General features: G+C 51.2%; 23 protein-coding genes and 1 pseudogene. 9 read left to right on the top strand and 15 right to left on the bottom strand.

Annotation, left to right across the window (positions count from 1 at the left end; genetic code table 11):
• The first annotated feature begins 4 nt into the window (after positions 1 to 4).
• A complete protein-coding gene (tdh, locus tag AC2A06_RS09055; protein WP_023490541.1) occupies positions 5 to 1,030 on the top strand; it encodes an L-threonine 3-dehydrogenase in 1,026 nt (341 codons plus the stop codon).
• A gap of 33 nt (positions 1,031 to 1,063) precedes the next feature.
• Here tdh and AC2A06_RS09060 read toward each other — a convergent pair whose 3' ends face one another.
• From AC2A06_RS09060 to gpmM, 3 genes are all read right to left on the bottom strand, one after another.
• Entirely contained in the window at positions 1,064 to 2,005 is a 942-nt protein-coding gene (locus tag AC2A06_RS09060) for a divergent polysaccharide deacetylase family protein (protein ID WP_484380080.1), read from the bottom strand.
• A gap of 149 nt (positions 2,006 to 2,154) precedes the next feature.
• Positions 2,155 to 3,486, bottom strand: coding sequence for a murein hydrolase activator EnvC (envC, locus tag AC2A06_RS09065; RefSeq protein WP_484380060.1), 1,332 nt, complete (start codon positions 3,484 to 3,486; stop codon positions 2,155 to 2,157).
• Between the two features lie 9 nt (positions 3,487 to 3,495).
• The gene (gene gpmM / locus AC2A06_RS09070) at positions 3,496 to 5,040 is read right to left on the bottom strand and encodes a 2,3-bisphosphoglycerate-independent phosphoglycerate mutase (RefSeq protein ID WP_023490538.1); all 1,545 of its coding nucleotides are present in this window, start codon (positions 5,038 to 5,040) and stop codon (positions 3,496 to 3,498) included.
• A 356-nt stretch (positions 5,041 to 5,396) separates the two neighbouring features.
• Here gpmM and AC2A06_RS09075 point away from each other — a divergent pair, with 356 nt between their 5' ends.
• The 4 genes from AC2A06_RS09075 (at position 5,397) to cysE (ending at position 8,333) form a co-directional block, all read left to right on the top strand.
• Positions 5,397 to 5,831, top strand: coding sequence for a rhodanese-like domain-containing protein (locus tag AC2A06_RS09075; RefSeq protein WP_473196403.1), 435 nt, complete (start codon positions 5,397 to 5,399; stop codon positions 5,829 to 5,831).
• A 95-nt stretch (positions 5,832 to 5,926) separates the two neighbouring features.
• Complete coding sequence (gene secB / locus AC2A06_RS09080) at positions 5,927 to 6,409, top strand: protein-export chaperone SecB (RefSeq protein WP_037384815.1); 483 nt, start codon at positions 5,927 to 5,929, stop codon at positions 6,407 to 6,409.
• Positions 6,409 to 7,428, top strand: coding sequence for an NAD(P)H-dependent glycerol-3-phosphate dehydrogenase (gpsA, locus tag AC2A06_RS09085; RefSeq protein ID WP_484380061.1), 1,020 nt, complete (start codon positions 6,409 to 6,411; stop codon positions 7,426 to 7,428). The genes secB and gpsA overlap by 1 nt, the downstream gene beginning before the upstream one ends.
• A gap of 83 nt (positions 7,429 to 7,511) precedes the next feature.
• Entirely contained in the window at positions 7,512 to 8,333 is an 822-nt protein-coding gene (gene cysE / locus AC2A06_RS09090; protein WP_473196400.1) for a serine O-acetyltransferase, read from the top strand.
• Between the two features lie 252 nt (positions 8,334 to 8,585).
• On the opposite strand, the gene trmL is transcribed toward cysE, so the two are convergent.
• The 3 genes from trmL to cpxR are packed head-to-tail and all read right to left on the bottom strand — an operon-like array spanning position 8,586 to position 11,182.
• The gene (gene trmL, locus AC2A06_RS09095) at positions 8,586 to 9,059 is read right to left on the bottom strand and encodes a tRNA (uridine(34)/cytosine(34)/5-carboxymethylaminomethyluridine(34)-2'-O)-methyltransferase TrmL (protein ID WP_023491252.1); all 474 of its coding nucleotides are present in this window, start codon (positions 9,057 to 9,059) and stop codon (positions 8,586 to 8,588) included.
• Positions 9,060 to 9,116: 57 nt separating this feature from the next.
• A complete protein-coding gene (gene cpxA / locus AC2A06_RS09100) occupies positions 9,117 to 10,487 on the bottom strand; it encodes an envelope stress sensor histidine kinase CpxA (protein WP_023491253.1) in 1,371 nt (456 codons plus the stop codon).
• Entirely contained in the window at positions 10,484 to 11,182 is a 699-nt protein-coding gene (gene cpxR, locus AC2A06_RS09105) for an envelope stress response regulator transcription factor CpxR (RefSeq protein ID WP_023491254.1), read from the bottom strand. The genes cpxA and cpxR overlap by 4 nt, the downstream gene beginning before the upstream one ends.
• Positions 11,183 to 11,330: 148 nt before the next feature.
• On the opposite strand from cpxR, the gene cpxP reads away from it, so the two are divergent.
• Positions 11,331 to 11,792, top strand: a complete 462-nt coding sequence (cpxP, locus tag AC2A06_RS09110) for a cell-envelope stress modulator CpxP (RefSeq protein WP_023491255.1) — start codon at positions 11,331 to 11,333, stop codon at positions 11,790 to 11,792.
• 124 nt (positions 11,793 to 11,916) lie between these two features.
• Here cpxP and AC2A06_RS09115 read toward each other — a convergent pair whose 3' ends face one another.
• The 5 genes from AC2A06_RS09115 to phnR form a co-directional block, all read right to left on the bottom strand.
• Positions 11,917 to 12,747 carry an alpha/beta hydrolase gene (locus AC2A06_RS09115; protein ID WP_484380062.1) on the bottom strand — a complete coding sequence of 277 codons (831 nt, stop codon included), beginning with the start codon at positions 12,745 to 12,747 and terminating at the stop codon, positions 11,917 to 11,919.
• 274 nt (positions 12,748 to 13,021) lie between these two features.
• Entirely contained in the window at positions 13,022 to 14,740 is a 1,719-nt protein-coding gene (locus AC2A06_RS09120) for a putative 2-aminoethylphosphonate ABC transporter permease subunit (RefSeq protein WP_484380063.1), read from the bottom strand.
• Positions 14,737 to 15,801, bottom strand: a complete 1,065-nt coding sequence (locus AC2A06_RS09125) for a putative 2-aminoethylphosphonate ABC transporter ATP-binding protein (protein WP_484380064.1) — start codon at positions 15,799 to 15,801, stop codon at positions 14,737 to 14,739. Before AC2A06_RS09125 ends, AC2A06_RS09120 begins: the two co-directional genes overlap by 4 nt.
• A gap of 156 nt (positions 15,802 to 15,957) precedes the next feature.
• Positions 15,958 to 16,977 (bottom strand): putative 2-aminoethylphosphonate ABC transporter substrate-binding protein, encoded by a 1,020-nt coding sequence (locus tag AC2A06_RS09130; protein ID WP_484380065.1) that lies wholly within the window; start codon positions 16,975 to 16,977, stop codon positions 15,958 to 15,960.
• 99 nt (positions 16,978 to 17,076) lie between these two features.
• Positions 17,077 to 17,784 carry a phosphonate utilization transcriptional regulator PhnR gene (gene phnR / locus AC2A06_RS09135; protein WP_484380066.1) on the bottom strand — a complete coding sequence of 236 codons (708 nt, stop codon included), beginning with the start codon at positions 17,782 to 17,784 and terminating at the stop codon, positions 17,077 to 17,079.
• A gap of 175 nt (positions 17,785 to 17,959) precedes the next feature.
• Between phnR and phnW the strand changes: the two genes are divergently transcribed.
• The 3 genes from phnW to phnX are packed head-to-tail and all read left to right on the top strand — an operon-like array spanning position 17,960 to position 21,298.
• Entirely contained in the window at positions 17,960 to 19,105 is a 1,146-nt protein-coding gene (gene phnW / locus AC2A06_RS09140) for a 2-aminoethylphosphonate--pyruvate transaminase (protein ID WP_484380067.1), read from the top strand.
• Complete coding sequence (locus AC2A06_RS09145; RefSeq protein ID WP_484380068.1) at positions 19,102 to 20,496, top strand: aspartate aminotransferase family protein; 1,395 nt, start codon at positions 19,102 to 19,104, stop codon at positions 20,494 to 20,496. Before phnW ends, AC2A06_RS09145 begins: the two co-directional genes overlap by 4 nt.
• Complete coding sequence (gene phnX, locus AC2A06_RS09150; RefSeq protein ID WP_484380069.1) at positions 20,489 to 21,298, top strand: phosphonoacetaldehyde hydrolase; 810 nt, start codon at positions 20,489 to 20,491, stop codon at positions 21,296 to 21,298. The genes AC2A06_RS09145 and phnX overlap by 8 nt, the downstream gene beginning before the upstream one ends.
• Positions 21,299 to 21,422: 124 nt before the next feature.
• Here phnX and AC2A06_RS09155 read toward each other — a convergent pair.
• The 4 genes and pseudogenes from AC2A06_RS09155 to AC2A06_RS09170 form a co-directional block, all read right to left on the bottom strand.
• A pseudogene (locus AC2A06_RS09155) lies at positions 21,423 to 21,669 on the bottom strand (AbrB/MazE/SpoVT family DNA-binding domain-containing protein).
• Positions 21,670 to 21,707: 38 nt separating this feature from the next.
• A complete protein-coding gene (locus tag AC2A06_RS09160; protein WP_484380070.1) occupies positions 21,708 to 21,962 on the bottom strand; it encodes a type II toxin-antitoxin system RelB/DinJ family antitoxin in 255 nt (84 codons plus the stop codon).
• Between the two features lie 184 nt (positions 21,963 to 22,146).
• Entirely contained in the window at positions 22,147 to 22,905 is a 759-nt protein-coding gene (locus AC2A06_RS09165; protein ID WP_484380071.1) for an alpha/beta fold hydrolase, read from the bottom strand.
• Between the two features lie 190 nt (positions 22,906 to 23,095).
• A complete protein-coding gene (locus AC2A06_RS09170; RefSeq protein WP_023492844.1) occupies positions 23,096 to 23,635 on the bottom strand; it encodes a DUF2058 domain-containing protein in 540 nt (179 codons plus the stop codon).
• Between the last annotated feature and the right edge of the window lie 209 nt (positions 23,636 to 23,844).

The following is a 23,844-nucleotide window of genomic DNA, read 5'->3' on the forward strand; positions in this document are numbered from 1 at the left end:
TTCCATGAAAGCATTATCAAAACTAAAAGCGGAACCCGGTATTTGGATGACTGATGTGCCTCAGCCAGAGCTGGGTCACAATGATGTGATGATTAAAATCCGCAAAACGGCCATCTGCGGTACTGATGTTCATATCTACAAGTGGGATGAATGGTCGCAGAAAACTATCCCGGTACCCATGGTGGTTGGCCATGAGTATGTGGGGGAAGTGGTGGCTATCGGCCAAGAGGTCAAAGGATTCAATATCGGGGATCGTGTTTCTGGTGAAGGGCACATTACCTGTGGGCATTGCCGTAACTGCCGGGGTGGCCGTACTCATCTGTGTCGTAACACCACAGGAGTGGGGGTTAATCGCCCTGGTGCTTTTGCTGAATATCTGGTGATCCCAGCGTTTAATGCCTTCAAAATTCCGGATAATATTTCCGATGAGCTGGCCGCTATTTTTGACCCCTTCGGCAATGCTGTACACACCGCTCTCTCTTTCGATCTGGTGGGTGAGGATGTGCTGGTCTCCGGTGCTGGCCCAATTGGCATTATGGCTGCTGCGGTATGTAAGCATGTCGGCGCTCGTCATGTGGTGATTACCGACGTCAATGAGTATCGTCTCGACCTGGCGCGCAAAATGGGTGTCACCCGTGCGGTGAACGTGGCTAAAGAGGACCTGACGGCGGTGATGGCCGAGTTGGGCATGACGGAGGGCTTTGATGTGGGGCTCGAGATGTCCGGCGCACCACCGGCATTCCGTTCGTTACTCAATGCGATGAATCATGGTGGGCGCATTGCGCTACTGGGGATCCCACCTTCGGATATGTCTATCGATTGGAATCAAGTCATTTTCAAAGGGCTGTTTATCAAAGGGATTTATGGCCGTGAAATGTTTGAAACCTGGTACAAGATGGCGGCATTGATTCAATCAGGTCTTGATCTGACACCGATTATCACCCACCGTTTCTCGATCGACGAGTTTCAGCAGGGGTTTGATGTCATGTGTTCCGGGCAATCCGGGAAAGTCGTCTTGAGCTGGGATTAAGCGGCCAGGAGGAGACCACGGCGTGCTCCTCCGCTAATCTTGTTGGTTTTGCAGGTTTTGCGTTGAACCGGCCCAGTTCTGCCAATGGCGTTTAATTAATATCACGATGGGTGATTGCGCCACTCCTTCCCCAATCACCTTCAAGGCGTCACCTGTGTTGACCCCCTGTTTCGGCAGCTTAACCTTGCACTGCTTGATGGTGCCGCTAAATGGTGACTTCGGCGTTAGGGGGTGTGGTTGCCGTTGCGGTGTATCGCTGCCATGACTTTGCTGTGGTTCATTAAGCAGTGCGCTGGGTTTCACCAGGACGATATCACCGGGCAAGGTGGGTAACATCTGTTGCAGCACTTTTATTGTGGCTGGGCGAGGATGGCCGATGGCGATAGCCGAACCATGACGGCGTGCTACATCAACGGCCCGATTAAACTGCTGGCGGATATCATTCGGGTTGGCGCTATCATCAAGGAACACCTTGCGTTTGATCACCGTTATCCCGGTACCCGCAGCAGCGTGTGTGGCCTGACTATTTCCAATGGTCATGCTGTCCAGAAAATAGAGCTGGTAGCCAGCCAGTGCCTGCATCACCTTTTGCATCCCCGGTAGGCTGGAGGTCATGGCGCTGCCCATATGGTTATTTATCCCTACCGCATAGGGCACATTATTGACGGCATCGCGAATAATGCGCTGAACCTCTTCACTGCTCATGGAAGGTTGCAGCGTATCACGTTCCAGCGACTGTTTGCTGAGCGGAGCCATGGGTATATGGATCAGTATTTCGCGGCCCTGATTGTGCGCTTGGGTGGCGATTTGGTGAGCATGGGGGGAATTAGGCAGGATGGCCACAGAAATGGCTACCGGCATTTGCAGTATGGCACTGTCTTCACGTGGGAGATAACCCATATCATCGATTACAATCGACAACTTTCCTGCCTGCACAGTGCTAGCGAGCAGTAGCGTACCCAGTAAAATAGCGATACCTGTTTTGGTATATACACAAAATAATTCGAGTTGCTTGTAGGCATGCCAGCGATGGAATCCCCAGGAGCATAGAAAACTATGTGACTGGGGTGATTGAGCGCAGCTAACACCCAAGAAACTTGAAGTATAACGGGTATAGTACAAAGCTACCTTCCTAACCATGGCACCGGGTTGACCGCTCGGCCTTGGCGACGAATTTCAAAGTAGAGCGACGGTGTACCCTGCCCACCACTGGTACCCACCAAGGCGATGGGTTGGCCAGCACGCACTTGTGCATCGACGTTAACCAACGCACTCTGATTGTAACCGTACAGACTCATATCACCCTGGCCGTGGTCAACGACGATCACCAGGCCGTAACCTTGCAGCCAGTCAGCCAGCAGAACCCGGCCATCGGCAATGGCTTTTACTTCGCTGCCTTCTCGAGCTTCGATCACAATACCTTTCCAGCGTAACTCACCCTGCAGTTGTTCGCCAAAATTATGTTGGACGCGACCTCGTACTGGCCACATCGCTTGCCCAGATGGCTGACCCAAACCACCGGTTCGTGCCATCAATGAACGTTCGCTTTCACTGGGTTTATAGCTGGTGCCGGTTTTTTTCGCCTGCTGTTCTTTGACCTTCACTTGTTCACGTACTTTAGTCGCTTCACGCGCTTCCCGTTCGGCGCGGGCTCTAGCTTCACGTTCTGCCCGGGCGATTTGGTCACGTAGACGGGTTTCGTTCTGGCGTAATTCCACTAGCCGCTGTTGATCTTTTTCCAACGAGGCTTCTAATGACACCAAGGTTTTTTTACGTGCACTGCGCGCCTGCTCCAACTTTTGTTGCTGGCTTTGCTGTTCGTTAAGTAGAGATTTTTGTTGACCTTGTTTAGCCACCAGCGAACGTTTCTGTTCCGCCAATTGACGGCGAGTCTGCTTGAGTTGTTCTATGGATTGCTGGCGTGCTTCATTGAGGTAACCGAAATAGGCGAGAATACGTTCGCTACGTTGGCTTTCTTCACCACTGAGAATAAGCTGCAATGCGCCATGTTGCCCTTGTCTAAACGCTGCATCAAGTTGCTTGGCGAGGATTTCTTGCTGGGTGGCTTGTTGTTTTTCCAGTTTGGCGATTGAGGTATTAAGGCCAGAAATATCTTTGCCCAGTACCGTGAGTGTTCCCTGGGTACCATGTAACGCCCGGCTAGCTTGTGCGATGCTTTTTTCTTGCTGCTTGAGCTGATCCTGCAAGGAACTGCGTTTCTGCTGCTGCCGTTTAACTGCCTGCTCTTTTTCTGCGATGCTCTGCTGGATGTCTTTGAGTTGGGAGTTGTTATCTTCTGCACTGTGGCTGGTTAATGGCCACAACAATACGCCAGCAAAAAAAACACTGGCGCAGAGGGTTGCAAACGACCACCCAGCATATTCAGGCCGTGATAGCTTGCCTGAATATGCGTTTGGCGTTGCCTTTGATGATACAAAAGTGGCCTTCTCCTTCATGGAGAAGGATTATTCCACGATGAACAGCGGCTTACCAGTCATCTCTTGCGGGATTTCCATTCCCATCAATGACAGCATGGTGGGGGCGATATCTGACAGTTTGCCACCTTCTACTGCTTTGGCCGCTTTACCCACATAAATCAACGGTACCGGCAAGCTGGTATGTGCGGTGTGCGCCTGACCAGTTGCGGGATCGCGCATTTGTTCTGCGTTGCCATGATCGGCGGTGATCAACAGTTGGCCATCAACGGCTTTCACGGCATCAACCACCTGCGCGATGCAGTTATCCAGAGTTTCTACCGCCTTGACAGCGGCTTCGTAAATGCCGGTATGACCTACCATGTCGCCATTCGGGTAGTTACAGATAATGGTGTCATATTTACCGCTGTTGATAGCGGCCAGCAGTTCTTTGGTGAGTTCTGCTGAACTCATTTCTGGTTGCAGATCGTAGGTGGCGACTTTGGGCGAGTTGATCAGCAGACGATCTTCACCTTTAAATGGCTCTTCGACACCGCCGTTATAGAAGAAGGTGACATGAGCGTATTTTTCGGTTTCGGAGATGCGTAGCTGGGTTTTATTGTGTTTCATCAGCCACTCACCGAAGGTATTGGTCAGTGACTCTGGCGGGTAGGCACTGGCCGTCTGAATATCGGCTGCGTACTCGGTCAACATCACGAAATCACAGAATTTGACCACTTTGCTCCGTGGGAAACCATCGAAATCGGCATTCACAAAGGCACGGGTGATTTGACGCGCACGGTCAGCACGGAAGTTCATAAAGATAAGTGCATCACCATCATTCATGGCGGCAGAGGCTTCACCTGCGGCCTGAATCACGGTGGGTTTGACGAATTCGTCGTTCTCATCACGAGCGTAAGCCGCTTGCAGTGCGCTGACTGCGTTATCGGCAGTATATTCGCCCTTTGCCTGAGTCATCAGATCATAGGCCAATTGCACCCGATCCCAACGGTTATCACGGTCCATAGCATAGTAACGGCCCACCACCGATGCGATGCGACCACAACCCAGTTGGGTAAATTGGTCATTGAAACGTTTCAGTGTATTTTCAGCACTGCGCGGTGGTGTATCACGACCATCCAGGAAGGCATGCAGGTAAACCGCTTTGGCTCCCCGTTGTGCTGCCAGTTGGACCATGGCCAGAATATGGTCTTCATGGCTATGTACGCCCCCTGGGGACATCAAACCCATAATATGGACCGCTTTACCCGCTTTTACTGCGTTATCGACAGCGTTGGTCAGTATTGAGTTGGTGAAGAAATCACCCTCTTTAATCTCTTTGTCCAGACGGGTCAAATCCTGATACACGATACGCCCGGCCCCCAAGTTAACGTGGCCCACTTCCGAGTTACCCATCTGGCCATCGGGTAAGCCGACATCCAGGCCTGAAGCGGCAATCAGGGTATGTGGCTGTTGCTGCCACAGTTGATCCATCACGGGTGTGTTGGCATTCAGGATCGCATTATCCTGTTGCTCTTCCCGGTAGCCGTAACCGTCCAGGATCACCAGTACCATGGGCTTTTTCGTGCTCGACATTGCAATAACCTCTTTTATGATCGCTATACGTGTCATCTTTCAAGTAGCTATTAACGGCTTGTCACTTGAAGGATGATAGGTATACAAGTTGTGAATAGCCATCAACCCACAGGAGTGATGGCTATTCACTCTCCCAAACCGGGTAATTCTACAACGTAGCTGGCTAAAAAGAACCCAGAGAGATCAAATATGCACTTAACGACGGTGCATTTCTGGCTCTCCTCAGGGTATTTTTCCAATTTACTCCGCAGTTTCTGCATTCCGGTCTTGCTTATTGGCTGTATTTGCCGCATTCGGCAGGTATACTCTGAAGCCTTGACTTATTTTCCCTTAACTGACGGGAGTTGTTACCCCCCATGCTGCAAGAAATTATGCTATTTGTTAGTAGGAACACCATACTGAGCCTGGCTTGGGTCGCTTTACTGATTGCTGTGATCGTCATGACCTTCAAGAGCCGTTTCTCTAAGGTGAAAGAGATCGGTCGAGGTCAGGCTACCCTAATGATTAACAAAGAAGACGCGGTTATTGTCGATATCCGCAGCCGTGATGATTTCCGTAAAGGCCATATTGCCAACGCTATCAACCTGACGGCAAGCGAAATAAAAAGCGGCAGCTTTGGCGAGTTGGAAAAGCATAAAGCTCAACCTGTGATTGTGGTTTGCGCCAATGGTACGAGCTCTCGCGCGCCAGCAGAAAACTTGAGCAAAGCCGGGTTTGAAAACGTTTATACTTTGAAAGACGGCATTACGGGCTGGAGTGGTGAAAACCTGCCGTTGGCTCGCGGCAAGTAAGTTTTTACTCGCTCTGGCTGACGGGGTATCCCAGTCACAGAGCGTCAATAAAGATAGTTAAACAATAAATATAGTTAAACAAGGATATTACACACATGTCAGAACAAAATAGCGCAGAGATGGCTTTCCAGATCCAACGTATTTATACCAAAGATATCTCATTCGAAGCACCACAGGCTCCGCAGGTATTCCAGCAAGAGTGGCAACCAGAAGTGAAACTCGATCTGGACACGGCCTCGACTCTGCTGGCTGATGAGGTGTACGAAGTGGTGCTACGTGTTACCGTAACCGCTTCTCTGGGTGAAGAAACTGCTTTCCTGTGTGAAGTTCAACAGGCAGGGATTTTCTCTGTATCTGGTATCGAAGGTACACAGTTGGCACATTGCCTGGGTGCATACTGCCCGAACATTTTGTTCCCTTATGCGCGTGAGTGCATCACCAACCTGGTTTCTCGCGGTACATTCCCGCAGTTGAATCTGGCCCCTGTCAATTTTGACGCACTGTTCATGAGCTATTTGCAGCAGCAAGCGGCGGAAACAGCGGGAACGGAAGGTGCTGAACCGCGTCAGGATGCCTGATGAGTAGCGTCAATGCTTCAATGACTGTCATCGGTGCCGGCTCGTACGGCACCGCATTGGCTATTACACTGGCACGTAACGGTTATCCGGTCGTGCTCTGGGGGCATAACCCCGAACAGATCCAAATTATGCAGCGTGAACGCTGCAATCAGGCGTTTCTGCCTGATGTCCCCTTCCCCGATACTTTGTTGCTTGAAACCGATTTGGCTCGTGCGCTGGCCGCCAGCCGAGATGTGCTGGTGGTCGTTCCCAGCCATGTTTTTGGCGATGTACTGCGTCAGTTGAAGCCCCATCTGCGTCAGGATGCTCGTATTGTCTGGGCCACCAAAGGGCTAGAAACCGAAACTGGCCGCCTGCTGCAAGATGTAGCAAGGGATGCGCTTGGGCCGGATATCCCACTGGCGGTGCTCTCTGGGCCAACGTTTGCCAAAGAGTTGGCGGCAGGGCTGCCTACGGCTATCGCGCTGGCTGCCACGGACCCACAGTTTGCCGATGACCTGCAGCAATTGTTGCATTGTGGCAAAAGTTTCCGCGTGTACAGTAATCCGGATTTTATCGGTGTGCAGTTAGGGGGCGCGGTTAAAAACGTGATTGCAATTGGTGCCGGGATGTCAGACGGCATTGGTTTTGGTGCTAACGCCCGTACCGCATTGATTACCCGTGGCTTGGCGGAAATGAGCCGCCTGGGTTCAGCGTTGGGTGCCGATCCGGCCACTTTTATGGGGATGGCTGGGCTGGGTGATCTGGTATTGACCTGTACTGATAATCAGTCTCGCAACCGGCGTTTCGGTATTATGCTGGGGCAAGGTATGGGAGTACAGGAAGCCCAAGAGGCAATTGGTCAAGTGGTAGAGGGCTACCGCAATACCAAGGAAGTATTGGCACTGGCGCAGCGTTTTGGGGTGGAAATGCCCATTACTGAGCAGGTTTACCAAGTGCTGTATTGTGATAAAAATGCCCGTGAGGCAGCATTGAGCCTGCTTGGGCGTACCAAGAAAGACGAAAAGCGCAGTGTTTGATCCCCGAGGTATTGCTCGGGTGCTGAAGTGATGGCGAAAGGCTGTTTTTTTTGAGGCGGAGAATTTGAGGCGGAGAAAAAGGGATGTCGTCAGAAGAGTTAGCACAGGTGTGGAACAATATTAAATCAGAAGCGAGGGCATTGGCTGAATGTGAACCGATGTTGGCCAGCTTTTTTCATGCGACCTTGCTCAAGCATGAAAATCTGGGCAGTGCACTGAGTTATATTCTGGCCAATAAATTGGCTAACCCCATCATGCCAGCGATTGCCGTGCGTGAAGTGGTGGAAGATGCCTACCGTTCTGATGCACAGATGATTGTTTCCGCCGCCCGCGATATTCTGGCGGTACGCTTGCGTGACCCTGCTGTGGATAAATACTCAACGCCATTGCTCTATCTGAAAGGTTTCCATGCCTTGCAGGCTTACCGTATTGGTCATTGGCTATGGAAGCAAGGCCGCCAGGCTTTAGCCATTTATCTGCAAAACCAAATCTCCGTCGCTTTTTGTGTCGATATACACCCGGCCGCCAACATTGGTTGCGGCATTATGCTCGACCATGCCACCGGCATTGTGATTGGTGAAACCGCCGTGGTGGAGAATAACGTCTCTATTCTGCAGTCGGTGACGCTGGGGGGGACAGGCAAAACCGGGGGTGATCGCCATCCGAAAATCCGTGAAGGGGTGATGATTGGCGCGGGGGCTAAAATCCTCGGCAACATTGAAGTCGGCAAAGGGGCAAAAATTGGTGCGGGTTCGGTGGTATTACAGCCGGTTCCGCCACATACCACTGTTGCTGGCGTTCCCGCACGTATTGTTGGTCGCCCGGAAAGTGATACTCCCTCCATGGATATGGACCAGTACTTCAATGGCGACAATAACGGATTTGAATATGGCGACGGGATCTAGCGCTATACACTAAATAATTCGAGTTGTTGGCAGCGGCGCTGCGTTGGCTACGCTCGCTCACCCGAATAACTTACCCATGTAAGCTTATCGGGGTTAATAAACCTCTTCCATGAGGTTCACCCTGCGGACCAGCGCTTGCCGTCTACCTGCAATTTCTTTGAACTTGGGTATATACCCCAGTGAAATCAAGTTGCCGGATAAAAGCACGGTGCACTTTTGAACACCGCTCTCGCTTAATATCAACTGTACGCGCTACTCTTTGATCAGTGCACCTGCGTAGTCCAATTGGCGCCAGGCTTCATAAACCACCACCGAGACAGCGTTTGACAGGTTCATACTACGGCTCTGGGCCAGCATGGGGATACGAATTTTCTGTTGTGCAGGTAGCTCATCCAGAATACTGGCGGGCAGGCCGCGGGTTTCTGGGCCAAATAGCAGATAATCCCCAGCCTGGTAGCTGACCGCACTGTGTGCTGGGGTGCCTTTAGTGGTCAGCGCGAAGAGCCGCTGGGGGTTTTCGCTGGCGAGGAAAGTCGCATAATCGGCATGGCGCTTGATGCTGACAAATTCATGGTAATCCAGCCCGGCTCGGCGTAGGCGTTTATCATCCCAAGGGAACCCCATCGGCTCGATCAGATGCAGTTGGAAACCGGTATTAGCACACAGACGGATAATATTGCCGGTATTAGGTGGAATTTCGGGTTCAAATAAAACGATATTCAGCATGTCAAAAGCCTCTCACGACGAGGCGAGCAGAATAACAAAATCTTGTAACGCTGGCGATTAACGCTGATGTAATGGCAGCCATAATACCAAGCGCAACCCACCCAACGGACTGTCTTCTGCTTTGATCCAGCCACGATGCTGATTGACGGCGGCTTCCACAATGGCCAAACCGAGACCAGATCCACCGGATTGACGGTCACGGGCTTCATCGGTGCGGTAAAATGGCCGGAAAATCTGTTCGCGCTCTTCCGGGCTGACACCGGGGCCATCATCATCGACCACGATAGTAATACCCTGATTATCAACACTAAATGCCACGGCGATCTGCGTATGAGAATAACGTAAGGCATTGCGGATAATATTTTCCAATGCACTATCCAGCGCCGCAGGGTTGCCATAGAGGGTCCAGGGGCCAGGGGGCGCGGTGACAGCCAGTTGTTTCCCCATCTGTTCGGCTTCAAAACCGGCGTTATCTAGCACCTCGGCCCACAATTGATTGGCTTTCACTAGTTCGCGTGCCAGTTCGCTCTTTTGCTGCCCACGAGATAACTGCAGTAAATCGTTAATCATTGAATCCAGGCGTTGGGCTTCCATTTCAATCCGTGCAAGCTCATGCCCTTCACCGTGGCGGCGGCGCATTAACGCGGTTGCCAACTGTAGACGGGTTAATGGGGTGCGCAATTCGTGGGAAATATCAGAAATCAGCCGTTGCTGGGCAGTCATCATTCTTTCGAGCGCGCTCACCATCTGGTTAAAACTGGCTCCGGTGGCCAGGAACTCTTGTGGCCCGGACTCCAGTTCCGGGTGCTGCTTCAGGTTGCCGTGAGCCACATCATCGGCAGCATTTTTCAACTTGCGCGCAGGTTTAGCCAGGCTCCAAGACAACCAGAGCAATAGCGGGGCGCTGATCAGCATGGTGAAAATCAGCATCATTAATGGCCTATCAAACAGCAGATTAATAAAATCTGATTGCGGGCTGTTGGCGGGCCTGATCAAGTACAACTGGTAATTATCTTCACCATCACTAATCGAGAAAGGACCGACTAACTCTACTCGGCCATACTTTTTCTTTTTCGGTTGGTCTGAGTTATCTGATTGACCGATGAAATTGCGCACCACCTGCATCTCATTACGCTGTGCGCCAATTACTCGCCCTTCGCTGGTGACCAGCAGCAGGCGCTGGCCCGGTGGAGCCCATTTCTCGATGGCACGAAACAGCCGCCGCCACCACATCAAGTCATTGGGCGGATCGTTTTGCAGCTCAGCCTCGACGTGCTGCTCCAGCATCACCCCTTGCCGCTGTTCGCTGTCTAGCAATGAGGTCATTTGGCGTGAATCAAGTTTGGGCACCATCAACACCAGCATTAGCACCAACGCTAATGTGAACCAGAAAATAGCGAAGATGCGTGCCGTCAAACTATTAATCATGTAGCAGATACCATCAAATAACCGCGACCACGCAAGGTTTTGAACCAAGGATGACCATCTTTACGGTTCGGCAATTTACGCCGTAAGTTGGAGATGTGCATATCAATCGCGCGATCAAAGGGTGTCAAACGTTTACCCAGCACTTCCTGGCTGAGTAACTCGCGGGAAACCACCTGCCCAAGATGCTTTGCCAGCAAATAGAGTAAGGTAAATTCGGTACCCGTCAGCTCCAACTCATGCCCATCAAAACTGGCTTCTTGGCGACCTGGGTTGAGTTGCAGGCCATCTACATCCAGCGTAGGGGCACCGTTATCCATAGTCTGCTGCTGTTCGTTCCAGTTGGAACGGCGCAGAATAGCCCGGATACGAGCAAGCAGTTCGCGGTCATTAAACGGTTTCGGCAGATAGTCATCCGCCCCCAGTTCCAGGCCAAGAACCCGATCCAGTTCACTACCGCGCGCTGTCAGCATGATCACGGGCGTCTGGTGATTCTGGCGCAGCTCTTTCAAGGTATCGATACCGTTTTTCTTCGGCATCATGATATCGAGCAACAGCAGATCGATGGAGCTGTCTAGCAGCGACAACGCCTGTTCACCGTCGTAAGCGACGACAATGTTAAACCCTTCCATTTCGAGCAGTTCTTTCAGTAGCGAGGTTAACTCGCGGTCGTCGTCAACTAACAGAATTTTATTCATTGTGCTTTACCTCCAAAGGCAAAATACGCTATCAACTGCTGGCATTCCATGACTTTACGTAGTTTTACATGCACTGACGCATGTTTGCAGGTACGGCGATACACTGCTCTTCGTTGATTCGCAAAGTCAGAAAGCGCGAGGAGCTCAAATGTTTAAGGTAGGCGCAGTGGTTATGGCATCAATGCTAGTGATAGGTTCTAGCACACCTGCTTTTGCTGCACCGAAAACTGACCTGCCTTATGTTGATGACTTTTTACTTGGAACCTCAGGTCAGAATCACATATTTGATGGCGTTGACCTTACTGAACAGCAACGCCAGCAAATGCGCGACTTAATGCGCCAGGGTCATGACGACCCGCCAGGGGTTAATGTAGTAGAAATAGACACCATGTATAAACTGGTGACGGCAAATAAATTTGATGAAGCCGCCGTGCACGACCAGGCGGAAAAGATGGTTCATCAGCAGGTAAAACACCAGGTCGAATTGGCCCGGATACGCAACCAAATGTATAACCTGCTGACACCAGAGCAAAAAAATGTTTTAGACCAGAAGCATCAGCAACGTATGCAGCATATTTCTGGTTTACAAGGAACTTCTGCCCAGAAGTAGAGTACGACTGAGTAAACCCTGTTTTTCCTTGCCATAATACCATCCCTATTTTCCCCGTCGTAATGGCGGGGCTTTTTTTATCCGGCGTCAGTCAATATTCCTATTTATTTAATAAAATCATCGGTCAGGCTTTTTCGAACAGCGCCTGCAATGAGTTAACCAACAGACCATCCGCGCGTTCAAATTCATACAACTGAGTAAAATGGTCATCGTGACCCACTTCTTGATAGGTGACATCACACCCAATAGCCTTAAGCCCGGCATAGAGCTCTTGAGAATGCCTTATCAGCTCAGGTAACTCCCCACCACCAACATGAACAGCGGTTGGTCTACCTTGGGTGAGTTTATTGATGGGGCTGTATTTCTCTATCTCTTCACCGGTTAATGCTAGTTTCTGATTCAACCAGCACAGGCTGATAGGTTGTAAATCAATCAACGCGCTGATTGGCATGGAATGTGAAATCAGCGGGTGGCTGCGGTGAATAGCGGTTAAATGGCCGCCGGCGGAATGGCCACCAAGACAGACTTTACCTTGGGTAATATTAAATTCAGCACGATGCTGATGGAGGTAATCTAAGAGTAGGCCAATCTCGCTAACTATTTGTGTCATTGATGCATCGGGCGCTAAAGTGTATTCGGCGAGAATAACATTAATCCCTGCATTTAAAATGCCGTTGGCAATAAAGGCAAAATCCTCTTTGTTACAGTTCTGCCAATAGCCGCCGTGGATAAAAATAAAGGTAGGGCACCCTTTTTTGTCGGCAGGGAAGTAGTCGCAGGTGGTTCTTGGGGATGAGTGATAAGGTATGTTTCTTTGTGAGCTCTTTTCTGAATATAATTTTTTGCTTCTGGCCTGAAACTCACCTAATAGCTCGGCAAAGTTTTTAACGGCTTTAGTATTATTGTATGCAGCGTCTAATTGCTCGCGAGTCATTCCTTTGTATACTTCTTTCATCTTAAATATTCCTTATCTACACCCGTCGCCAATCAAGCTGCGAAAATTTTGGCTATGCTCAAACGTTTCTACCGCATGAAGTCGGGTTATTCGGGTTTTGCTAAAAACACGCGCCAAGCCTACCGCTCCAGTTTTTTATTGGTTAAGCATAATGTGTGCTTTATTGCGCGTATTACCCGATAAAGGAGGTTAGTTTAGTCTCACCGTTGATGCCTTTCCCGCCGATGCCGCGAGAGGGGGACCTCACTCTCGCGGATCTTTTATCTCTTATCTCTTATCTCTGGCGCCAGCGCTGAGTTCTTTCCAACAGTGCGCGGCTGAGGCCAAGCTGAATAAGCTTAACCGTAGCGGCGGCCAGCAAGATTAACGTTGCCATGGCGGCAGCGGTGGCGGTATCCCCGGAATCCTCCATATTTAGCACCGCAATCGAAGCCAACACCGTGTCGCTGGAGTAGAGGAAGATCACCGCCGAGGTGGTGGTCATGGCGTTGACGAACAAGTAGATGAAAATTTCCAATAAAGCAGGCAGTGAGGCTGGCAGGGTGATCCGCCAGAATGTTTTCCACTGCGAAATACGCAAAGAGATGGCAACCAGCTCCAGCTCTTTCGGTAACTGCTTCAGGCTGGTCAGCGCGGTCATATGGCCCACCGTGTAGTAGTGGATCACACAAGAGAGCACCATCAACGGCAAAATACCGTATAGAGCACTTAGCAAACTGTCAGCACGGTTAAAAAAGAAGATATAGCCCAACCCCAGCACCAGCCCGGGTACTGCCAGCGAAAGCATGGCAAGCAGGTGGATGAGGTGGCGCAACGGGGCGAAATACTGCCCTTTCTCTTGCACCCAGGCGATGACCATGATGATAACCGTTCCACTGATGGCCGTGAGCGCCCCCAGTTTTAGCGTATTGATAAAGGGTTGCCAGCCATAAACACTATTACTGTTAAAGGCGTAGTGATCTAACGTCAAATTGAGTTTATAAGGCCAGAACTGTACCAGCGATCCATAGATGGCCATCCCCACCAGGGCGAAAAACAGCAGCGCCCACAGGCTGCACCAAAGCAGAGCCAGTAAGTCCCGCAAGCGATGTGGTGCTGGTTGATAGGGAACTGACCGGCTATTACTCTGTTCCTGCATCTTACTGCGCACCCGGTGCTCCAGGGCAAAGCTCAATAGTGCTGGCAGCAAAAGGATGACGCTGGTCACCGCACCCAGTGAAAAGTTTTGCAGCCCAACAACCTGGATATAGATATCCGTCGCCAACACACTAAACTGCCCGCCGATAACTTTTGCCACCCCGAAGTCACAGATAGTGAGCGTGAAAACGGCAATCGCCGCACTGAGCAAACCATAGCGAGCAGCAGGCAACGTCACGGTGAAAAAGGTTCGCCAGGCAGGGCTACCGAGCACCTTGGCCGCCTCGTAAAGGCGTGCATCACTATGACTGAGAGCAGTAATAAGAATCATCAAGGCATGAGGAAAGCACCAAAAACTGAGACCCATCACGATACCAATGGGGCCATAGATGCTCGCATCACCCAATAACCCTTTGGCAATCCCCTGGTTACCAAACCAGTAAACCAGACTGATAGCCGGTAACAATGAGGGCATCAGGAGAGGAATAAGAGCAATCAAGCGGAACAGGGATTTCCCAGGCATGCAAGTGCGGGTCAGCGCATAGGCATAACCAAAGGCGACAGTGACCACCAATAGCGTGATGCTCAAGCCAAGCGAAAGGGTATTACTGATGGTACGTCCCAGCGATGGGGTGGCAAGATAATGACGGAAGTTGGCAAAGCCGACCCAGCTACCGTCACTGTCTTGCAGGCTTTTTTGCAGCATGGCGAGCACCGGGAACAGCAGCCCACCTGCAAACAAGGCAATCCCCAGTAGCAACAGAATCAACTGTAGGCCCTTATCGCGGCTCCAACTACCCCATAACCGTTGCCAGATTGAATAACGAGGAGCGGTGGTAACAAGATGCTGTGTCATGCGGCTTTCCCATAAAAAGGTTGCATAGCGCTGGTGGGCCAGTGCAGAGAGCACGCCATGCCACTGCGCCAGTCTTGACCTTCATGGTTAGAGAGTTGTACCAGCAGCCGCTGGGGGCCCATTAGCGTATCGGCCAGGCAGATCAACCGCTGGGCAGAACCGAGAAACTCCACTTGCTCAATCCTGGCTTGTAGCCCTTGTTGCGCTGGTGGTGCCAGGCTGATAGCTTCAGGGCGGATAGCCACCTGCAACGTACTGCCGGCAGCGGCATGATTGGTCAGCGGCAGCGGCTGCTCGTTAAGACGCACTTGCTGAGCATTGAGTACCTGCGTATCGAGAAAGTTCATACTGCCAACAAAGCTGGCAACAAAACGGCTTGCGGGATGGTGGTAGATCTCCTGCGGCGTCCCGACTTGCACAATGGTGCCATGTTCCATCACCACAATGCGGTCCGCCATAGTGAGCGCTTCTTCCTGATCGTGAGTCACCATAATCGTGGTGATCCCCAACCGTTGTTGCAGGGCACGAATTTCACTACGCAGATGGGTACGTACCAGCGCATCGAGGGCACTCAGGGGCTCATCAAGCAGCAATAACCCCGGTGATAAAGCCAAAGCCCTGGCTAAGGCCACTCGCTGTTGCTGGCCACCTGAGATTTGGCTCGGATATTTATTCGACTGCGCACCAAGGCCAATCAAGGCGATCCAGTGGTCCACTCGCTCTTTTATTACCTGACTATCGAGCCCTTGATTTCGCAACCCAAACGCAATGTTCTCCGCCACCGTTAGATTAGGGAACAGGGCATAAGACTGGAATACAATGCCAAAATCCCGTCTCTGCGGAGGGAGCTGTGAAATATCGCGCCCCCCTTGCCAGATTTCACCGCTGTCTGGCAGGTCAAGCCCGGCGATCGCCCGTAATAAGGTGGTTTTTCCACACCCGGAGGGGCCGAGAAAACAGACAAATTCCCCTTTCTTTACAGTCAGGGAGATATCTTTGAGTGCCTGAAAGGCCTTGAAGTGTTTGTTAAGGTGTTTGATATCCAGATAGGGCTGGGTCATGGCAAGGCTCGCGGCTATTTTTGGTCTATACCAATTTAGCGTTGAAATATGACGATGCCATGAATAAACAGTGACAAGCTGATTAAGGCGCGACTAACCAAGGGTGAGATAACCAGCACAGACTGACGATGGTCAGCCTGTGCGGTAACAACCCACTTATTTTTTAGCTTCAGTCTTGCCAGAGAAGTTAGAGTTCCAGCGGGTCAGTGTATTGTCACGCTCGCGGGCCGCCCAGGCAAAATCATTCTTGATCATCTGGCTGTTGATATCAGCCGGGTAACCTGGCCGAGCTTGTGCCACCTGTGGGATGGCAACCACAGCGAACGACTTGTTATACAGCCTGTTAGCCTGTTCTGTTGCCGCGAAATCCAGCAACTGCTGCGCGGCTTGCAACTTGCGGGTGCCTTTGATGATAGCGGCGGCTTCCATATCCCAACCAGAGCCTTCTTTGGGGAAGATCACTTCAATGGGGGCACCTTTAGCCTTAAGGCTTGCAGCAGGGAAATCAAACGAGATACCGACCACCGTTTCACCGCTGGCCGCCAGTTTACAAGGCGCTGAACCTGAATGGGTATAACGGCTGATATTCTGGTGCAGGTCATTCATAAACTGCCAGCCTTGCTGTTCCCCCATGGTCTGTAACCAACCTGCGACGCTTAGGAAGCCAGTACCCGAAGAGCTGGGATTAGGCATGATCACTTTACCCTTGTAGATAGGCTTGGTGAGATCAGCCCAACTTTCTGGGGCAGGGATCCCTTGTTTTTTAGCCTCTACCTCGTTAAAGCAAATGGCGCTGAAAAAGGCATCTAGCCCAATCCAGTGAGGTTGTGCCTTGTCGTCACGGAAACGGCTATCCAGTTTCTCCAACCCTTTAGGGGCGTACCCTGCCAGCATTTGCTGTTGATCGAGTTGCATCAGGCTGGTGGCGGCCAGCCCCCATACTGCGTCGGCTTTAGGTTGCGCTTTTTCTGCCAACAGTCGCGCCGTAACCACCCCAGTAGAATCGCGCACCCACTTAATATTAATATCCGGGTGTTGCTGCTCGAAAGCGCTTTTTAATTCAGCCAGTTGCTCGGGCTCGAAGGCGGTATAGACGGTCAGATCGGTATTAGCCACTGCCGGTGCAGCGATACCGGCAATCAGTGAGGTGATGAGCAAAGAAGTTATCGGTTTCATGTTTTCTCCAACACAATTGGTATAAACCAGATGATATGGGAGAAAGATTAGGGGATCTTTATGACACCCCCGTGACGTCAATATGACAACTTGATGCGTTTAATCTTGGGTATCCACTTCAATTTCCAGGCTGTCGTGACGCCAATACTCCAGGTCAAAATCCAGTACCAGCCCATGCTGATCGAAGTTAAGTCTCTCCAAGCGAAGTGCCGGTAGCCCCGCTGTGGCCCCTAAATGGCTGGCAACCTCATCCGGTAGCGCCGTGGGGTAAAAGGTCACCTGCATACGGGCGTAATGTAACCCGTAATGGCTCTGGTAAAGCTCAGTCAAGCTGCCATTAAGGTTGAGATCTAACAGGCCCGGTACGCGTTCAGGCAGGCAGTAGTTCTCGCAATAACAGATTGCCCGCTCATTGGCAAAACGCAACCGCTTGAGCAGGAAGATACTGTCAAATGGCTTGAGTAACAGCCGATTAAGCAGAAACGGTGGGACGGCTTTACGGCCCTTTTCCAGCAATTCGGTGCGCGGTTCACCGCCCTGTTCACGCACTATCTGGTGAAAATTGGAGGTATGCCGTGGTTTGAGTTGAAAGCGCGGCGGCGTGACGAACCAGCCCCGGCGATCTTCCCGATAAATAAGGCCATTGGCCTCCAACTGGACTAATGCTTCGCGGATGGTCACCCGGGTGGTGCCATAGAGTTCGCACAACAACCGCTCCGAGGGGAGGCGGTCATTGGCTACCAATCCCCCGGCCTGGATCTGGGTGATAAGAGCATCTTTGATTTGCAGGTATTGCGGTTTCGTCATGATGAACCTTGGTGTTGGTCAAGACCAGTAATAACCAATAAAGCCGGAACAGAGAGCTTATCTCATCAAGGGCGTGAAACATGAATTTTTTGTTGCACGATAGGCACCCCCTTTGACCTGGTCGAATAAGTTGCTCACAATGGCTTTATTCTGGTCTATACCAAAAGAGAGCGTAATGATGACCCATATTCCCCCTACACAAGAGGCTGTCGATTATCTATTGTTGACCCCGGGCCCTCTGTCCACCACGGCTTCCGTGCGAGCGGCGATGTTACAAGACAGCTGTACCTGGGATGCTGACTATAATCTTGGCGTGGTGGAGCCCATCCGCCGTGAACTGGTGCGCCTGGCAACCAGCCCGGAATTTGCCAACGATTACAGCGCGGTATTACTGCAAGGCAGTGGCAGCTATGTGGTAGAGAGCGTACTGGGGTCCGCATTGGGTGCTGATGACTGCGTGCTGATTGTCAACAACGGTGCCTACGGTGCCCGGATGGTGGAGATGGCTCAATGTCTGGGGCTGAACCATCGGGTGCTGGATTGTGGTGAAACCGCCCGCCCAGAGGTGCAGGATCTGGAAGAACTGTTGATAAGGCACCCTGAAATCAGCCATCTGGCCATGGTTCACTGCGAAACCACCACCGGTATGTTGAACCCCTTGGAACAGGTTGCCAGCCTCTGTCAACGCCATGGGATCCGCCTGATCCTCGATGCAATGAGCAGCTTTGGCGGCATTCCTTTTGATATCGGCCATCTTGGTGTCGAGTTTCTTATCAGCTCAGCCAACAAGTGCATTCAGGGCGTACCGGGTTTTGGTTTTGTTATTGCCCGTCGCGCCGCCTTGGCCGCTTGTGCCGGTAAAGCCCGTTCAGTCTCTCTTGACCTTCATGCCCAGTGGCAAACCATGGAACAACAAGGGGGAAAATGGCGTTTTACCTCCCCGACCCATACAGTATTAGCCTTTGCCCAGGCGTTGCGCGAGTTGGATGAAGAAGGCGGCATCAGCGCACGCTATCAACGTTATCAGGAAAACCAACACACGCTGGTAGCCGGAATGCAGGCGCTCGGTTTTGAACCGTTATTGCCCAAGGAGTGGCAATCCCCCATTATCACCGCCTTCTATTCCCCGGCTCATCCCGATTACCGTTTTGTCGATTTTTACCAGCGCCTCAAAGCACAGGGGTTTGTGATCTATCCAGGCAAAGTCTCGAAAGCGGATTGTTTTCGCATCGGCAATATCGGCAATGTCACCCCACAGCAAATTCACCAGTTACTGGCGGCGATACAGCAAGCCAGCTACTGGCTGGAAGCCAACGCGTGAAACACCCGTTGATACTACCCGCTGGTGGGGCGGACACGGAAGGGGATATCAACCAAAGTGCGGCGCGGGAACAGTGGTGGGCCGAACAAATCGCAGCCACTGGTGAATCCCTGGCTGAAGATAGCCGCTACTTTCTCCACCAGGCGCTATCAACGCCCTGCCTTGATGTGCTGACGGCTGCTGAAGGCGCGCTCCTCACCAGCCAGTCAGGTAAGCAATATCTTGATTTTCATGGTAACAACGTGCACCAACTTGGGCACGGCCACCCCAAGGTGGTGAAACGGGTACAACAGCAACTGGCATCACTGCCATTTGTGCCACGGCGTTATACTCACCCTATCGCTATTGAGTGCGCCCGCACCCTCGCTGAATTGGCACCCGGTGACCTTAACCGGGTGCTGTTTGCCCCTGGTGGCAGCGAAGTGGTGGGGATAGCCCTCAAACTGGCCCGCTTTATTACCGGCAACAGCAAAGTGGTTTCTTTGTGGGATGCGTTCCACGGTGCCTCCCTTGATGCTATTGCCGTCGGCGGAGAGGCCTGCTTCCGTGCTGGCATGGGGCCGCTGATGGCGGGGGTGGAGCGTATTCCACCGCCGACTCGCTATCGCGGGGTTTGGTATCGTGGCGAAGGGGAAGACCTGCACTATGCCGATTACCTCGAATATGTGATTGAAAAAGAGGGTGGAATCGGGGCCTTTATCGCCGAACCTATCCGCAATACCGATGTACAGGTGCCCTCCAAGGCGTATTGGCAACGCATCCGCGATATTTGCGATCGCCATGGTGTGTTGTTGATTGTTGATGAGATCCCCAACGCCCTGGGGCGCACCGGGCACTGGTTCAGCTTCGAACACTTTGGTATTGAGCCTGATATCATCTGCCTGGGGAAGGGATTAGGCGGGGGCATCGTGCCCTTTGCTGCCCTGATCACCCGGGATCGTTTCAATCAGGCGGCGGCGATTTCCCTGGGTCACTATACCCATGAGAAAAGCCCCATCGGTTGTGCTGCGGCCTTGGCCACCATTGAGGTGATCCGCGAGGAACAGCTTCTCGCCAAAGTGGTTGCCGATGGGGACTTTATGGCAGATGAATTAGCCAAGTTGGCTCACCGTCACCCGCTGATCGGTCAAGTGAGGGGGATCGGCCTGCTATGGGCGCTTGACCTGGTGCGTAACCAGCAAAGCCGTGAACGAGCAACCAAAGAGGCAGAACAACTGCTCTATCGTTGCTTGTCACTTGGGCTCAGTTTCAAAGTCTCGCAGGGCAATGTGATCCAACTGTCACCACCGCTCACCATTAGCCGCGCCGAACTTGCGCGTGCCATTGCTATTCTTGATCTGGCATTGAGCCAGGTTGAAACCACCGTTGAACAGGAGTATTCCCATGTCTGATGTACAAGCACTGATCCTGGATTGGGCGGGCACCGTGGTCGATTTCGGTTCCTTTGCCCCTACCTCCATCTTCGTTGAAGCCTTTTCCCGTGCCTATGATTTCCCGGTGAGCCTGGATGAAGCCCGTCAGCCGATGGGATTAGCAAAACGCGCTCATATTACCGCTTTAGGGCGTTTGCCATCGGTAGATAGCCGCTGGCAGGAACGTTTTGGCCACCCGATGAGTGACCAAGAGGTGGAGCACCTCTATCGCACCTTTATGCCGCTGCAAATTGAGGCAGTGACCAATTTTGCCACGCCTATTGCCGGGGTATTACCGGTGCTGGCGATGTTGCAACAACAGGGGATGCGCATCGGTTCTTGCTCTGGCTACCCGCGCCAAGTGATGGAGGCACTGGTCCCTGCTGCCGCAGAACAGGGATATAAGCCAGATTATTGGGTGGCAAGCGACGACCTGAAAGCAGGCGGTCGCCCTGGCCCCTGGATGGCACTTGCCAACGTGATTGAGCTGGGTATTGATGGCGTGCATCGTTGCATCAAGGTGGATGATTCGGTACCGGGGATTACCGAAGGGCTCAACGCCGGTATGTGGACCTTAGGGCTGGCGGTTTCCGGCAATGAGTTTGGCGCCACCTGGGAGGAATATCAGACCATGAGTGAACAAGCGATCACCGCCCGGCGAGAACCAGCCAAGGCGAAGCTGCAACAAGCAGGCGCACACTATGTTATCGACACCTTGGCAGATATTTTACCAGTGATTGCCGATATCAATAGTCGCTTGCAAAAAGGTGAGCGGCCTTAAGCAAGGTTTTTATTAACATCAGGGAGTGATGATTTTGGCGTTAGAGGGAGATAAGCATATTGCCGCTTACATGGCGTCTCCCTCGGTATTGAACCTGTAAGGTCGGATTTCACCTCTTTCCTCGTCAGGTTACCTCACCGCCAGCGGCAGGTGCATCAATCCATTCACGCTCTTCTGCACTGAGTTCAACTGGTGGGTCACACTGCGCTAGCCGTTCAGTGAGCGCATCCTGCAGGTATCGGCGCGGTTCAACAATCAGCATGCCTCAGACCTACTTCGCTACCTGAGCCCAACGAAAGGGCATTGAGCAGCGCTGGTGGCACCGTCAGCATGACTGAATCGGCAACCTTTTTCAGACGAATGGTGTGTATAATTTGCCTCCTTTAATGCACATGCGTAAAACTCAATATTAGCTATCATCAAGATCTACTTTTATCCGTTTGGCTGGAGTTTTCAAGCGTTCACGAACCACCGCCAGAATATCGGCATCTTCATCTTGCTCGCCCACTATCACAGACACCTCAGCAAACGGCAGCTTTTCATGCTCAGCGACATAACGTAGAAATAACCGTAATGCACCGGATGGGGAAATATTAAGTTTTTCAAACGCATAGTATGCATTTCTTTTTAATTCCTCATCTATACGGATTTGTATGGTACTCATTTTTTTTCCTCTTTCATTACAAATATACTGCATATTGCAGTTGATATTTTTTCAATTGCTGGCAGTTGTTCGGCTTTACCGAACAACTGAATTTTCGACCAACTCTCCGACTGGGGAGCGCATGAAGTGTTCTGCAGTAAGGTGCTGTTAAATCTGCCAGCCAGTTAAGAACTAAAAGTAAACCTCATGCCTGGCTAAATTCCTTGTGCAACACAATAGCCAGTGCAGACGGATTTTCCCACGACATAGAATGTCCTGCTTGTGGCACTGTTGCTACAGATATACCTTTATGACTGACATACTCAAAGTCACTGTCCGGTAATGATTGTTCACCAAAAATCAGTGCACGTGCACAGGACAGATTGAGGAAAGTTTCCATCCATGACGGTGAGGCTCCATCAATCAGACTTTTAGCGCCTCGCCACATTGCCCAAGGGGCTGCATTTTGGGCCGAACCTTTCCAAGGGGATGTGTGGTTTGCCAATATGTTATCGTACACTTGCGAGATAAATTCAGCTTCCGGTTTCTCCACTAGTAGGCGGCTATATACACCACCACCTGCATGAAAGTTAGGTTCAGAAACCACCAGTTTACCTATCCGTTCACCCAATCGTTCGGCTACTTCAATCGCAATACTGCCCCCCATGCTGTGACCATAGATATGGCAATGTGGGAGCTTCAATTCATTGATTACTTCAATAACAACTTCTGCCTGATGTGCAATGCTGTAATCATAATCACGAGGTTTATCACTGAAACCATATCCAAGAAGGTCAATCAATATGGCGCGTTGCCCACCAAATGCCGGGTCCGCCACAATTCGTGGGTACTCATAAGAAGAAGCGCATCCAAGGCCGTGGACAAATACTATTGGAATACCCTGTCCCGGTAAATTATGCCAACGTACATAGGCACCTGCTGTCAAAGAAAACAAACTCTGCATGCTGTATTCCTCTGTTTATTTCGGGGGGAGTCAAATTGCTCAATAAGTTGTATCTTGTCAGTTCATAAAAAAACAAACAGATAATTTACCTATCCAGAATAAACGTGCGTTTTTCCATATGCCCTGAGTGAAGATAAACCTTAATGAAAAGCCCCTTGGGGCTTTTCACCATCCGCATCCACAAAATTAATTACCACATTAAATCATCGGGTACTTTAAAATCGGCATACGGATCGTCTTCATCTTGCTCTTCCTGACTTAGCGCACTATTTAATACAATGCTGTTGGCATCTCGCTGCGCAATTTTATCAGCGACGCTGGCGGGGATGATGGCGTATTCACTGCCACCACTGCTATCAACAACCAAACGAGCAATGGCGAGGCGGCCATTGATCAACTGAGCTTGGGTTGGCTTATCCACTGCTACTTTTTTAATCAAATTATTATCTGTGAAGTTGAAATCAATATCGCCTTTTGAAATAACGATTCTGTTCATTTCAATCAGTTGCTTCACCTGAGCTTTATATTCTTTCGACAACGCAGCTTGTTTTTGTTGTTCGCTAAGCTGTTTATCACGCTCAAGTTGTGCTTTTTTGTTTTCTTCTACCGCTTCTCTTGCCTCACGAGCTTGAACTCGTGACTTTTTAGCCGTTCTTTGGACTTTGGCCACTTTTTTGCTGGTCACTAATCCCGCTTTTAGCAACTGCTCTTGTAAGGTGAGCTTTGTCATCTTGGTTTCCAAATTCGTTGAATAATTTGTGCGATTATATACCCAAGCTCAGTGAAGTTGCAGGACAAAACGCATCGCGTTTTGAACACTGCCTGCGGTTTACCCCAAGGAGCGGGGCTCTGACGGATGGAGTCAGGTGGCGGGGGAAGCGCAAGCTGGTCAGGAACGGATTTGACCACGGCCTGACCACGTCACCTGCATGCACAAAG

The sequence above is a fragment of the Serratia sp. HNCC26DJ244 genome, from assembly GCF_057180565.1.

Coding starts and splice junctions, on each gene's coding strand:
- phnW (WP_484380067.1), top strand. CDS start 17,960: ATGATGACCCATATTCCCCCTACACAAGAGGCTGTCGATTATCTATTG.
- AC2A06_RS09165 (WP_484380071.1), bottom strand. CDS start 22,905: ATGCAGAGTTTGTTTTCTTTGACAGCAGGTGCCTATGTACGTTGGCAT.
- cpxA (WP_023491253.1), bottom strand. CDS start 10,487: ATGATTAATAGTTTGACGGCACGCATCTTCGCTATTTTCTGGTTCACA.
- AC2A06_RS09075 (WP_473196403.1), top strand. CDS start 5,397: ATGCTGCAAGAAATTATGCTATTTGTTAGTAGGAACACCATACTGAGC.
- gpmM (WP_023490538.1), bottom strand. CDS start 5,040: ATGTCGAGCACGAAAAAGCCCATGGTACTGGTGATCCTGGACGGTTAC.
- AC2A06_RS09120 (WP_484380063.1), bottom strand. CDS start 14,740: ATGACACAGCATCTTGTTACCACCGCTCCTCGTTATTCAATCTGGCAA.
- cysE (WP_473196400.1), top strand. CDS start 7,512: ATGTCGTCAGAAGAGTTAGCACAGGTGTGGAACAATATTAAATCAGAA.
- trmL (WP_023491252.1), bottom strand. CDS start 9,059: ATGCTGAATATCGTTTTATTTGAACCCGAAATTCCACCTAATACCGGC.
- AC2A06_RS09130 (WP_484380065.1), bottom strand. CDS start 16,977: ATGAAACCGATAACTTCTTTGCTCATCACCTCACTGATTGCCGGTATC.
- AC2A06_RS09170 (WP_023492844.1), bottom strand. CDS start 23,635: ATGACAAAGCTCACCTTACAAGAGCAGTTGCTAAAAGCGGGATTAGTG.
- gpsA (WP_484380061.1), top strand. CDS start 6,409: ATGAGTAGCGTCAATGCTTCAATGACTGTCATCGGTGCCGGCTCGTAC.
- envC (WP_484380060.1), bottom strand. CDS start 3,486: ATGAAGGAGAAGGCCACTTTTGTATCATCAAAGGCAACGCCAAACGCA.
- AC2A06_RS09115 (WP_484380062.1), bottom strand. CDS start 12,747: ATGAAAGAAGTATACAAAGGAATGACTCGCGAGCAATTAGACGCTGCA.
- tdh (WP_023490541.1), top strand. CDS start 5: ATGAAAGCATTATCAAAACTAAAAGCGGAACCCGGTATTTGGATGACT.
- AC2A06_RS09125 (WP_484380064.1), bottom strand. CDS start 15,801: ATGACCCAGCCCTATCTGGATATCAAACACCTTAACAAACACTTCAAG.
- AC2A06_RS09160 (WP_484380070.1), bottom strand. CDS start 21,962: ATGAGTACCATACAAATCCGTATAGATGAGGAATTAAAAAGAAATGCA.
- secB (WP_037384815.1), top strand. CDS start 5,927: ATGTCAGAACAAAATAGCGCAGAGATGGCTTTCCAGATCCAACGTATT.
- phnR (WP_484380066.1), bottom strand. CDS start 17,784: ATGACGAAACCGCAATACCTGCAAATCAAAGATGCTCTTATCACCCAG.
- cpxP (WP_023491255.1), top strand. CDS start 11,331: ATGTTTAAGGTAGGCGCAGTGGTTATGGCATCAATGCTAGTGATAGGT.
- phnX (WP_484380069.1), top strand. CDS start 20,489: ATGTCTGATGTACAAGCACTGATCCTGGATTGGGCGGGCACCGTGGTC.
- cpxR (WP_023491254.1), bottom strand. CDS start 11,182: ATGAATAAAATTCTGTTAGTTGACGACGACCGCGAGTTAACCTCGCTA.